The organism is Kastovskya adunca (assembly GCF_059505785.1).
This window is the reverse complement of sequence record NZ_JCACLG010000026.1, coordinates 232654-245831: the sequence shown is the minus strand read 5'-3', so window position 1 is coordinate 245831 and position 13178 is coordinate 232654. Positions and strand designations below refer to the sequence as shown.

The 13178-nt window shown below is 46.0% G+C and carries 10 protein-coding genes; 8 read left to right on the top strand and 2 right to left on the bottom strand.

All coding sequences use genetic code 11. The features are described from left to right. Positions 1–5: 5 nt before the first annotated feature. The gene (locus AC5JR3_RS10265) at positions 6–2255 is read right to left on the bottom strand and encodes a CBS domain-containing protein (RefSeq protein WP_495845548.1); all 2250 of its coding nucleotides are present in this window, start codon (positions 2253–2255) and stop codon (positions 6–8) included. Positions 2256–2563: 308 nt separating this feature from the next. On the opposite strand from AC5JR3_RS10265, the gene AC5JR3_RS10260 reads away from it, so the two are divergent. The 8 genes from AC5JR3_RS10260 to AC5JR3_RS10225 all read left to right on the top strand — a co-directional run bounded on the left by AC5JR3_RS10260 (position 2564) and on the right by AC5JR3_RS10225 (position 10572). Beyond that, positions 2564–5029, top strand: coding sequence for a dynamin family protein (locus AC5JR3_RS10260; protein WP_495845547.1), 2466 nt, complete (start codon positions 2564–2566; stop codon positions 5027–5029). Between the two features lie 299 nt (positions 5030–5328). Further along, positions 5329–5667, top strand: coding sequence for a KGK domain-containing protein (locus AC5JR3_RS10255; RefSeq protein ID WP_495845544.1), 339 nt, complete (start codon positions 5329–5331; stop codon positions 5665–5667). A 160-nt stretch (positions 5668–5827) separates the two neighbouring features. Next, positions 5828–6115, top strand: coding sequence for a KGK domain-containing protein (locus AC5JR3_RS10250; RefSeq protein WP_495845542.1), 288 nt, complete (start codon positions 5828–5830; stop codon positions 6113–6115). 93 nt (positions 6116–6208) lie between these two features. Beyond that, positions 6209–6562: a KGK domain-containing protein gene (locus tag AC5JR3_RS10245; protein WP_495845539.1), complete on the top strand. Its 354-nt coding sequence runs from the start codon at positions 6209–6211 to the stop codon at positions 6560–6562. Between the two features lie 48 nt (positions 6563–6610). Further along, positions 6611–6856 (top strand): HNH endonuclease, encoded by a 246-nt coding sequence (locus tag AC5JR3_RS10240; RefSeq protein ID WP_495845537.1) that lies wholly within the window; start codon positions 6611–6613, stop codon positions 6854–6856. 102 nt (positions 6857–6958) lie between these two features. Then, a complete protein-coding gene (gene thrB, locus AC5JR3_RS10235; protein ID WP_495845536.1) occupies positions 6959–7900 on the top strand; it encodes a homoserine kinase in 942 nt (313 codons plus the stop codon). Between the two features lie 300 nt (positions 7901–8200). Further along, entirely contained in the window at positions 8201–8710 is a 510-nt protein-coding gene (locus AC5JR3_RS10230) for a hypothetical protein (RefSeq protein ID WP_495845533.1), read from the top strand. Positions 8711–8937: 227 nt separating this feature from the next. Continuing rightward, positions 8938–10572, top strand: a complete 1635-nt coding sequence (locus tag AC5JR3_RS10225; protein ID WP_495845531.1) for an NAD(P)H-quinone oxidoreductase subunit 4 — start codon at positions 8938–8940, stop codon at positions 10570–10572. A gap of 185 nt (positions 10573–10757) precedes the next feature. Here the strand turns inward: AC5JR3_RS10225 and AC5JR3_RS10220 are convergent, their stop codons facing one another. Continuing rightward, positions 10758–12704 (bottom strand): GAF domain-containing sensor histidine kinase, encoded by a 1947-nt coding sequence (locus tag AC5JR3_RS10220; protein ID WP_495845529.1) that lies wholly within the window; start codon positions 12702–12704, stop codon positions 10758–10760. Positions 12705–13178 lie beyond the last annotated feature (474 nt).

The window sequence follows — 13178 nt, the reverse complement described above, 5'->3', positions numbered from 1 at the left end:
TTTTATTATTCCCGTCCTATGTTTTCTTTTTCTGCAAAAACAGTTTTGAAGGATGTTCCTTGACTACTATTAAGCTCAATTGTGCCACTTAACTGCTCGGCTAGGGTGCATACTAATTCTAAACCTAGTGATTTGGTTTTTCTAAAGTTTAAGTCTTCTGGGAACCCAACACCGTTGTCACTAACTATTAGTGTTAACTGATCCTTTTTTTGAGATTGCAGCTCAATCGTGATTCTGTTGTCTGAGCTGGCGTTGGGGAAGGCGTGTTTCAAGGCGTTGGAAACTAGCTCGTTGACAATCAAGCCACAAGGAATTGCGGTATCAATACTCAAAGGAATGCTGTCAAGCTGGCTTTCAACAGTCAGGAGTTGGGTGTTAGCACTATAGGAACGGAGAAGATTTTTGGATAAGTCGCGAATGTAATCAACGAAGTTGACTTTTGATAAGTCTTTAGACTGATATAACTTCTCGTGGATGAGAGCCATTGAGCGGATGCGATTTTGGCTATCTTTAAAGAGTAACCGTGCTTCTTCATCTTTGATATAGCTAGATTGCAGCCGCAGGAGACTAGAAATAATCTGCAAATTGTTTTTGACGCGGTGGTGAATTTCCTTGAGCAATATCTCTTTTTCTTTGAGGGAAACTTTAAGTTTTTCCTCAGCGCGTTTGCGTTCAGCGAGTTCTGTTTGGACTTGCTGATAAAGTTCTGATTGTTGAATGGCGATCGCAATTTGCGTGGCTAATTGTTTTAGCAGATCGATCTCATACTCTCGCCAACGTCTTGGGCCAGAGCAATTATAGGCACATAGTAGCCCCCATAAGTGGTCGTTTTGCAGGATAGGGACAACCAAGTTAGCACGAATATCAAAGAGTGTCAGGATGTCGATGTGACACTGGCTCAACCCCGCCGTATAAATATCCTCTGTAACTTGAATTCGTCCTTCTTTATAAGAGTGAGCGTAGTCTTTCCCAAAACAGGTATCTTTGATGGTGCTATTTAAAGCGGGTTCCCAGCCTTCCCCGGCAGATTCTACAACTACGGTGCCGCTTAAGTCAGGATTGAAACGATAAATCAGCACGCGATCGGTTTGCAGAAACTGCCGCACTTCCGCAACTGAGGTGTGGAGAATCTCATCTAATTCCAGAGACTCCCGAATGCGGAGCGCCATCTCTGTCAGGAGACGATAGCACTGCAATTGCTGCCGGAGTTCGGCAGGACTTTCCTGGCTGGAAGGGGAGTCTAAATCAACGTCTTCTTCATTGGGGGAGGTGGCTTTCTGGGCAGCAAATTCCTCGACGGATTGCTGCAACTGCTCAATTTTTGCCGCCATTTCTGTGATATCGAGGGTTTGTAGAAAGCTCGTAGGTGTGAGAATTCCTTTTAGTTCAGCATCCTGTGACACCACGACTTGCTGTACCCGGCTCTGCTGCATTTCCCAAAAGACTTCTAAGACTGACTGGGAGGGACTGAAGGCTAAACAGGGTGTACTCATCACCTCCTGCGCCTGTAGCTTTTCTATGTCTAGAGCAAAGGATTGCAGTTGCACGATGTCTCGTTGGGTGATGATACCTGCGAGGATTGGGGAAAGAGTACTGAGTGCGGAGTCCTGAGTCGTGGGTAATGAAGTGCTAAGTTTTTCTGGCTCCGGTTCCCCTGTCCCTCCCTTTTCTTCCTCTATGATCACAACATGACTCACCTGATGTTCTTGCATTAGTTGAGCAATGCTCATGATTGAGGCGCTTGGCGGGGCTTGAATTACGGAAGTATTCATCGCTTCGGACAAACACCGCGACTTGAGCAGCTCATCGAGTTGCAGAGCTTGGCGAAGGCTTTCGAGGGTGATGATGCCGACGGGCTGCTGTTGTGCGTCTACGACAGGTAGGTGACGGATTTGATGCTGGCGGAGGAGAGACAGGGCGGTGAATATGTTGTGCGCCTCTGCTTCGGGAAGGGCGATCGCAGATGATGGAACTACCTCACCCACTGTCATATCATCTAAGTTCTTTCCTGAGGCGATCGCTCGCACTGCATCGGTTTCTGTAAATATTCCTCTCAACTGGGAGCCATCTACCACCAAAACAGCACTGGCTCTGGCTTTATTCATTAAAATTAATGCCATAGGCAGATTGAAGCCCGGCAGCATACAGCTACTTTTCGCTTTACCCATGATGGCGATCGCCTCCTGCAACGTGGTGTCAGGAGTAACCTTCAAAGGGCGACGATCAATTGCCTGCTCCCAGCGAAGCAATTTCATCTGTTGCATAAGTTAATAAATAGATGGGTATAAGCGAGTGAGTACTCACACTCACTTCTTTCTCTACCTTTTTATATGCCCTACGACTAAACTGTCTACTGTAATTTGGCAGATCCTTAGGTGATTGTCTTCTCAAGACTGCAAATTTTAGAAAAATCTGGTTTTTTATGACGTGGGTGCGGGGGAGCTAGGGAAGCTCTTAATCGTGTTGCGTCCCTTGCTATATTCAGATGCGGAATGGGAACTCTTAGAGGTGGAGGGATAAAAGCCTCTGTTTTTTTGAGAATTTCCTCAACCCATTGCCAATTATGACTCAAATGTTACCTCAGTGCGAAAGCCTAACCGCTCAGGTGGAAAGCCTCCTGCAACTGTTGCATCAGGAGCCTACGCTGCGGCAAATTGATACGACGGCGGTTCGGACTTCTCTGCAAAAAGTGATTGCGCCGAAGTTTGAGATTGTGTTTGCAGGAGCCTTCAGTGCGGGGAAATCCATGCTGATCAATGCGCTGTTGGAGCGGGAATTACTTTACAGTGCTGAGGGACACGCCACGGGAACGGAGTGTTATATCGAGTACGCCCCCGCCGATAAGGAACGCGTTGTTCTCACCTTCATGAGTGAGATGGAAATCCGCGAACAAGTCGATGCGTTCTGTGAGCAATTGGGATTGCCGAAACACCCCAATATTAATTTGCAGGAAGTGCTCGATTTATTACGCCAAGGGTGCGAAGCGATTATCGAGACAGAGGGGGGAGAAGCGAAAAGCGAACGGGCTAAACAAGCCAAGTCGCTATGGTTCTTGTTGGAGGGATTTGAGGCAAATCGCGATCGCGTTCTCACTAAAGACAATAACTCTGTTTCGATGGAGGATTTTAATTTCTCCAATCTCCAAGAAGCCGCAGACTATGCGCGTCGCGGCAAAAATAGTGCTGTCTTGAAGAAGATTGAGTATTACTGCCATCATCCCCTCCTCAAGGATGGTAATGCGATCATCGACACGCCAGGAATTGATGCTCCGGTAAGAAAAGATGCCCTAGTTGCTTACAACAAAGTAGAAAATCCTGATACCTCAGCGGTGGTGTGTGTTTTTAAAACCGCTACAACCGGGGAGTTGACTTCAGAAGAAACAGAGCTACTGGAGCGGATGCAGAAAAGTCCGGGAATTCGCGATCGTGTTTTTTACGTCTTCAACCGCATTGATGCAACTTGGTATGCACCCCAGTTAGATCACCTACTAGAGAAGGTGATTAGTTCTCAATTTCGGGATACCACGAGAATTTATAAAACTAGTGGTTTACTGGGATTTCATGGCAGCCAAATTAAGAACACAAGTGCTGGCGATCGCTTCGGGCTAGATTCGATTTTTGCTAAAAGCGCCAAAGGGCTGAATGGACAAGAAGAAACACCACAATTTGTCTTTGCGTTTAATAACTACTGTTCCAATTCTGGTAAGTTAGCGGCTACTCAATTTGACACTATTGTCAAGGGGAAAGAAACTCCTAATGAAAACTATGTGCGGCTTCTCAATGAATGGGGAATTCCCCTCCTTGATAAGCTGATTCAAGATAGCGGTATCGAAGAATTCCGCAGTGCGATTATTCGTTACCTGACGGAAGAAAAGCGCCCGCAACTCTTCGCCGCCTTAGCGGATGATTTGCAAGACCTTTGCATTAATCTCAAGAAACATTATCAGGCAATGCAGCGGGAATTGGATAGTCAGCCCCGCGAAATCGACCAAATGAAAGAGCGGGAGTTGCAATACCTCAGTCAAGAACTCAATGAAATTGGCAATGCCTTCCGCGAACACATTAAAAGCGAAATAACTGAGGTTATTGGTGGTACAAACATCCCCTTTGAGGAAGAGTTTCAGAAACTCAAAGCACGGATGGTAAGTCGCTTAGATGAGTTGCTAAAAACGTTTTCAATTAGTACCGCTCACAATCGCGCTGTCGTCAGTCATCGCCGCAATACAGTAGTACCGTTGCTGGCAATTTTAGCGGAAGCCTTTTACTACTTATCCAATGAGTTAGAAGATGTCTTAGTTGCTGCTTCTGAGGAAGTCGTTGCCAACTTTTTCCAGCGTTTGCTTGAGCGAGTGCGAAAGGCAGATTATTACCGTCAAATTTATCGCTTGTTGGGTAATGATGGAGGAATCGAGCAACAGCTAAAAGAGCTACAAGTACAGGTAGTTCATGCATTAGTGAATGAAGCGCAAACGGAATGCGATCGCTACGTGCGAGAACGTCCTGATTTTTACACCGAAGGCACCAGTGCTATATGGCAATTGCGGCAAACCTTACAGCAAACCTGCCGCAGCTACGACTACGAAAGCATGAAGGAAGCCGAACCCGCTATCCGACAACTGCTAAAACTAGATTTCGATCCGAAAATTTCCCATACCGTTAATCGTACCTTCCGCGCCACCATCAACACAACTCTCAATAAACATCTCACACCTAGAGCGGAAAAACAGGCTGCGGAAATCCTACAACTATACGATCGCGCCCGTACTTATCTCGGACAAACGTTGGATAAAGAAGCTGAGGAGAAAATCAAGCAAAACCTACGGCGACAAAGTGAGGTGGAAAGCAAAATTCAAACCTACAGCAAAGCGGTTGAAAGCATCAACAGTTGCTTAGAAGCAATGCAGTTAGATCATCATCACCAGTTGCCAACAATTGGGAAATCTGATTTCAACTTGATTCTTCCTATCCCAGAAGTTGTTGGTATCAGCAACGGGATTGTTGATGTTGTTGCAACGATATCAGAAGCCTAAGAGGATGTCTGAAAAGTTTGTGGAGGGTATATTTTGTCATTCTGAGCGTAACGAAGTGGAGCGAAGAATCCCAATTTTCCATTGTGGTTTGAGATGCTTCACTACGCTGTCGCTCCGTTCAGCATGACATTTTTGACTTCTCAGACATCCTCTAAGGAGTAAACTTGCGGCTATAGGAAGGAAGCACGCCTATGCGGGTTGTAAATGTTCTTCACCTGCGTAGGTACGCTTCACCTGTGTAACCGCGACTTCAGTTGTCGAGATTACTTGAAGACAGTTAGTTTGACTAAGGATGAATCATGAGCAATAACTTTAAACCTCTAGACGTTACCTCTGAACATAAGGACACTGTTGTGTCCTTTTCTTCTTCGATGTTTAAAGCTAGTGATTTTTTTACAGTAGTAAAGGAGTCATTAAAAAAGAAAGGATTAGATGAACTTAGAATTAGATTGGATCAAAAAGGAGGAATCCCCGGTGATTGCAACGGTTGGTATGTTCAGGGTGTAAGTTCTGAGTTACTGCAACCTGGAACGCAAGGATGGATAAAAGGCAAACTGAGAATCAATATAAGCCTAGAATTTTGTCCTAATGAGCCAGAGATTAGTGAACCAGAAGCCCGGTTCGATGATGTTCGCTAAATGATTCTCGAAGGCATTCAAAAACTGCGATTAAACTCGCAGCTATGCGAACAAAATTAGCCTGCACTGACTAAAAGCTTGTCCTTGATAATTGACGTAACACTTGCTATAAGAGGTTAAAATGCACAGTGAATTTGAATCGATAAGTAAAGATGAAATCGTGTCTATTGAACATCAACCCATAGGTCAGGAGTTGGGATTACACAGCAACAACTTCAGTTCAATACAGTTAAAAATGGAAGATTTTTTAGAAGCAATAAAAAGGAAAGTGAACTTACCCGATCAAAGGAAAAAGGATTTGTTTAATGATGGTATAGATTGTCAAGTTTTAAAATTTCGTTCTGAAAGTTGGCAAAAAGGAAAAATCAAAATCAGAGTCATTGTGGAGTTCTGCCCTGATGAACCAGAGATTAGTGAACCAGAAGCCCGGTTCGATGATGTTCGATGAATGATTCTCGAAGGCGAGATCCCCGACTTCTATAACGGGGATCTAAAATGCTAATTTAATCAGTTGCCAAAAAATAGAAAACAGCACCTCAACATGGAAAATAATTTTGAATCCTTGGATGGTGACAACGATGTCATCTCGGTTTGCCAGGACGGACGCATTTTCATCGATAACTGCACTTTTAAGAAGATTGAATTGCTCAAAAACCTTACAGGAGTAATAAGAAATTATGAAAATAACTATTCAGGTAACAGGGGACAATGGGCAGAAAAAAAACTGGACTGGTTCTCTGAAGGTATAGATTGTGAAGTTATCAGAGCTGATGGCAAAGGATGGCAAACAGGAAAAGTGAGAATTACTTTAGAGTTTGCTCCTGATGAACCTGAATCTCCGCTTGATGACATTCGCCGTAAGATTAGCGAGGAGAATCAGCAAAGCGACTCTTAAATCAAACTACAGCAGTCGCAGCACGTTGCTATAAGGTAGCGATAATTTATGAACAAAACTCCTCGCATTCCCATTCCCCCCGAAGTGAGAAACTATGTTTTTGAACGCGATCTCTACCAATGCCAAAGCTGTCGCAAAACTAACCTAGAAGCAGAACTGACCATCGACCATATCATTCCCCTCGCCCGTGGTGGACAAAACGACATCAGTAATTTACAAACCCTCTGCCGTCAATGCAACCAAAAGAAAACTCATCATCTCGATCCACGCTTCCGGCGTCACTTCAGTAGTTGATCGAGTGTAAAGAGGGAACTGTTATCAGCCAATCTCAAAACTTGTAAGTTGCTGGGGTTCGCCCGTGAGTAAAATCTCAAGGAAAACACCAGTAAATTTTTTATGTCTATTAGTTCTACTGTTACTGTCACTGTCCCCGCTACAACTGCCAATATCGGGCCAGGGTTTGACTGTATTGGGGCAGCATTAACGCTATACAACCAGTTCAAGTTCACTTCTCTCGATAGCTCTTCCTCTGCTGGACTAATCATTGAGGTAGTTGGGACTGAGGCGCATTTAGTTAAAACGGATGAGACGAATCTTGTCTACAAAGCGTTTGCAAAGTTCTACGAACATCTGCGCCAAACTCCACCGCCAGTGCAAATCGAGATTAGCTTAGGAGTGCCACTAGCACGAGGGTTGGGCAGTTCGGCAACGGCAATAGTAGGCGGGTTAGTCGCCGCTAATCAACTAGCCGGGGCACCCCTCGATCGCTCAGAAGTGATGAAAATGGCGATCGCCATCGAAGGACATCCAGATAACGTTGTCCCCGCTCTGATTGGTGGCTGTCAGCTAGCCGCATCAGGTGGAGATGTTCTCAAAGCTTGGGAAATCTGCGACATTCCCTGGCACAGTAATATTGTCCCTATCATTGCCATTCCTAATTTTGAACTGTCCACCCAAGCCGCACGCCGCGTCTTACCCAACGACATCAGCCGCGCCGACGCTATTTTCAACATTGCTCACTTAGGCTTACTCCTGCGGGGACTGGAAACGGGACGGGGTGACTGGTTGCGAACGGCTTTGCAAGATCGTTTGCATCAACCCTATCGCCAAGCCTTAATTCCCGGTTATGACGCCGTCAACGCGGCAGCATTAAAGGCTGGGGCATACGGGATGGCGATCAGTGGAGCCGGCCCCACCCTCATCGCCTTGGTTGATAGTCCAGGGGCAGAAGCCGTAGCAACGGCAATGGTAAACGCTTGGAAAGCAGAGGGCATTTTAGCCGAAGCGCGATCGCTTTCTCTCGACACCGAAGGCGCAAAGATGAAGGATGAAGGGTGAAGTATGAAGTATGAAGTATGAAGGGTGAAGGATGAAGTATGAAGTATGAAGGGTGAAGGATGAAGTATGAAGGATGAAAGGGGTTATTGGTTCTCTTCCTCTCCCCTGCTCCCCCGCTCCCCCGCTCCCCCGCACCCCTGCTCCTCTGCTCCCCTGCACCCCCACTCCCCCGCTCCCCCGCACCCCTGCTCCCCTGCTCCCCTGCTCCCCCGCTCCCCCGCTCCCCCGCACCCCTACTCAGCACTCAGGACTCAGGACTCAGGACTCAGGACTACTACCCAGATTAACGAGGAAGAAATTGTGAACCAAAACCCGGCAGAGAGGGAGGCTTTTCTCGCTCAGATTGAGGCATTACGCGCCGAACGTGCGGCATTGATTAGTGACAATGCTGTCACTCCAGAGGATGATTCTCCAGAGGCGATCGCCCAAGCCTACCGCGAGCAAGCTCGACAATCGGCCCAACTCTTTGCTGAAATCAAAGGCATTGATGATGCGATCGCGGCTTTAGAAGCACAACTGCGACAAATAAAAAGCGATCGCCGATCCTTACAAATCAGCACCCGACAACAATCCCTCAAAGAAGAGGTTGAAGAAGGCAGACAACAGGCAAAAATTCACGCTGAACGCATCAACGAACTAGCCTCAGAACTAGCAACCGAAATCAAAGCACTCAAAGAAAGTGCCGATCTCCTCAGTCCCTTATACTGGCAGGTCTATTACAAGCCCTTCATCACAGGCTTTCAAACCATCTCCGTCCCCCATGTCCGCTCAGATGGCGACGTTTGGACAATCGTCAATCGCGTTGTCTAATCTCCTAATCCAAACTACTCATTTAGATGGTTGCAAATGCGACCATCTTTTTTTGACTATCTTCTTAACAAAAGTTAATATCCTTGCTACACTGGCGAAGGCTACGAAAAATAAGTATTTATGCTCAGTAATTTTGAAGATTTGATGTCTTTGCTTCCAGCCTTTTCTCAAATCTTCATAGAACTTAATATAATGTCATCGTAGCCAGTAGGCATTTATTCTTAGTAATGATTAGCACTCAATTCCCTTGGTTGACCACCATCATTCTGTTACCGCTAGTCGCTGCTCTTGCCATCCCCCTCATCCCAGATCGGCAAGGTACAACAGTGCGTTGGTATGCTCTTGCCGTTGGGCTGGTAGATTTTGCTCTCACAATCTATACATTCTGGACTCACTACGACTTACAAAACTCATCCTTCCAACTTGTTGAAACTTACCCCTGGATTCCCCAACTAAAACTGAACTGGGCATTAGGTGTCGATGGTTTATCGATGCCGTTGATTGTCTTAACTGCCTTAGTGACAACCTTGGGAATCCTCGCCGCTTGGAAGGTCGAGCGCAAGCCACGCTTGTTTTATGCCCTGATGTTGGTGATGTACAGCGCCCAGATTGGCGTCTTTGCCGCTCAGGATTTACTTTTATTCTTCTTAATGTGGGAACTAGAATTAGTTCCGGTTTACCTGTTAATTTCCATTTGGGGCGGACAAAAGCGTCTCTACGCCGCCACCAAGTTTATTCTCTACACTGCCCTCGGCTCGATATTTATCCTCGTGGCTGGCTTGGCAATGGCATTCTATGGGGATACCGTCACCTTCAACATGACGGAACTAGGGCAAAAGCACTACCCCATTGCCTTTGAACTCCTCGCTTATGCGGGCTTCCTGATTGCCTACGGTGTCAAACTGCCAATTTTCCCGTTACACACCTGGCTACCAGATGCTCATAGCGAAGCTTCTGCCCCCGTTTCAATGATTTTGGCAGGCGTACTGCTAAAAATGGGCGGTTACGGGCTAATTCGCATGAATATCGAAATGTTGCCCAGCGCTCACATCTACTTCGCTCCCGTGCTGGCAATTCTCGGTGTCGTCAACATCGTTTACGGTGCCTTTGCCGCCTTTGCTCAAACCAACCTCAAGCGGCGACTGGCTTACTCCTCCATTTCCCACATGGGATTTGTCCTAGTAGGGATTGCTTCCTTTACCGAATTGGGGATTAACGGTGCTGTCCTCCAGATGATTTCTCACGGATTGATTGCTGGGGCGATGTTTTTCCTCTCCGGTGTCACCTACGAACGCACCCATACTTTGGTGATGGAAAAGATGGGAGGTATGGCGAAGGAAATGCCTACGGTGTTTGCGTTGTTCACAGCCGGTTCGATGGCTTCCCTTGCTCTACCAGGGATGAGTGGTTTTGTGGGTGAGTTGACTGTATTTTTGGGAATTACTACTAGCGATGCCTATAGTTCTGCCTTCAAGGCGGTGGTTATATTCCTAGCTGCAGTTGGGTTGATTCTCACTCCTATTTACTTGCTCTCAATGCTGCGCCAGATTTTCTACGGACAAAACAATTCTGGGCTAATCATTGAGAAATACTTAGGAGATGCCAAACCTCGTGAGGTCTTCATTACCGCTTGCTTGTTACTTCCGGTAATCGGGATTGGGTTGTATCCCAAAGTGGCAACGCAAACTTATGATATCAAAACGGTAGAAGTTGCCAGTCATGTTCGAGAGATGTTGCCTGTTGTGGCGACCTCACGCGGTTCTTTCAGAACGGCGTCGCTGATGCGTACCGACTCTCGTCCCTTGGCTGCGCCCTCAATTGCTAGTGCTGAGACACCCCAATGGCTAACGGCGATGAAGTAAATTCCTACTTCAATTACCAAGGTTGGCAATTTTGATAGGGGCGTAGCGATACGTCCCTAAGTTTTTTTAGGGCTATAAATGTCACTTTAGTAGATCAATCCATTGCCCTCACTCGCACCCCAGCCCTTCGCCCAATGGGAAAAGGGGTTAGGGGATGAGGGAAAACAAAGGTGACAGGCTCCCTCTCAACTTGTCTGCCGCAGAGGAATCTCGATGGCAAACTCTGTTCCTTGTCCTGGTGCTGAAATGCACTGCAACTGCCCTCCATGTTTCTCCGTGACAATCTGGTAGCTAATCGGTAGCCCCAAGCCCGTTCCTTTACCCACAGGTTTTGTCGTAAAGAATAGATCGAAGATCCGGTGCTGCAATGATGCGGCTATTCCAGGGCCATTGTCAGCGATGCGAATTGTCACTTGCGAGTCGCTTTTAGCTTCAGTACGAATCCAGATTGTAGGAATTGGCGATCGCGATATCTTGTGATCGAGTGTGGAGATGTTCTGATAGCCAAAAGAACCTTCTCTTATCTCCCTGTTTTCCTCTCCCCCCATCTGCCCATCAGATGCCGCCGATCCTCCAACTTCCTCTTCTAGCGCCTCAATCGCATTAGTCAAAATATTCATAAACACCTGGTTAAGTTGTCCCGCATAACACTCAACTTGAGGTAAATTGCCATATTCTTTGATGACTTTGATTTCCGGGCGATTTTCCTGCTCCCTCAGCCGCCTGTCTAAAATCATCAGAGTGTTGTCAATGCCTTCATGAATATCTACAGACTTGATCTCTGCCTCATCAAGACGAGAGAAGTTCCGTAGAGAGTTCACAACATCACTAATGCGATCGGCTCCTGAGCGCATTGAATTCAATAACTTTGGCAAGTCTTCACTAAGAAAATCTAGCTCACTGTTCTCTAGAGCTTGTTGAATATCTGGCGCAGGTTGGGGATAGTGCTGGGCATAGAGTCGCAGCAGGTAAAGTAAATCCTGGAAATACTGATGAGCGTGATCGATATTTCCGTGGATGAAACTAACGGGATTGTTGATTTCGTGAGCAATTCCTGTGACGAGTTGACCTAAACTCGACATCTTTTCACTTTGAATCAATTGAGTTTGTGCTTGTTGGAGTTCGCGCAGAGTCTGCTCTAATTGCTGCGCTTTTTGTCTTAGTTGTTGAGATTTGTATTCTAATTCAGCATTAGCCTGGGCAAGACGCTCTCTGTCTTTTGCCCGTTCAATTCGCACTCCCAGGATGCGGCAAGCCGCAAGGATCAAATCTTGTTGAGGAGACTCCTTCACAGACTTTAATCGCGACTCTAGGGTGAGGACACCAATCACCGTACCATCAGGTGTTGAAATTGGAAAAATCCCTAGCCGCTTAATTGATGGATGACGAAAGGCGGCTATAGCTTGCGGATGATTGGCATAATCCTCAACAAATACCGGGCAACCCGTTTCTACCACTTGCCACAGTAGTCCTTCACCATAGGGGATGCCCTGTCGCAGAAGTACCTCCATTTCGGCAACAGCAGGTTCACCATAAGTAGCGATAAACTTACCAGATATCTGATTAGTCAGAGTACAAGCTTGACGCTGTTCTGCAATTCCATAAATTATCTTGATATCCCCAAAGGCACAGTTTGTAGTTTGCACGAGATAGGCGAGAGCAAACTGAGCAATCTCGCGTAAATCAGTAGAGGATTGTAAGTACTCGGTTAAACCGAGCAAAAATGACAAACGCTCGACTTCCACATTCACCTGTTGCTGACTAGTGATATCGACAAGCAAGCCATTCCAGAAAACATTGCCATTCGTTTGGGAAGTGGGTTGAGCATCCCACCGAATCCATTTCATTTTTCCAGACGGTAAGATGCAACGCCCTACCCACTGCCAAGGCTGCAACATCTCTGCCGAGGCGGAGATAGAGTCGAAGAAGTCTTGTCGGTCATCGGGATGAAGGAGGGAGACAAGAACTGTAGTGTCTAACTCTCCGTGGGCTGAGGACAATTCAAAAAATTCCCGGTAACTGAAACTGAGGAAGATAAAATTGACCGAACCATCCTGACGCCGCAAGAATTGATAAATGAGTCCCGGTACATTGACTAAGAATTTCTGAGCTAATGTCTCATTTTCAGACATGGCAGATTATTGACAGTAACTGGCTGGGCTTTGACTACAGGGAGAAAGGGAATAAAAGTTGTAAGCAGCCTTGACGTTGCTTAACTAAACAACTGAGCGACTATAGTGGTTTGAATAGATAATAAATAAATGTAATAAAAGATGTAGCTCTATAACGAAACTAATATATTTTTTACACCTTCTTAATTGTGTTGATTTATTTTTACCTCTATCTTGAGGGCGATTATTTAGAGCTGAACAGCATTGAAAATAGAATTTTCAGGGTATTTACTGTTGAGCTTATCCCTTCCTTAACCTATAAGTTGAGAGCGATTCCCTCTTGGTTAAGTTTTGCCTGTTTCTTGCAGGAACGTCAACCCTAGTTTTACTGAGAGAGCACTACCTCTCAAGATGTAGAGCGAATTCGCAGGATTTTCATATTTGTGTGTTAGCAGCAATTACTATCACCATACAGATGCCAAAACTATTCTAGAA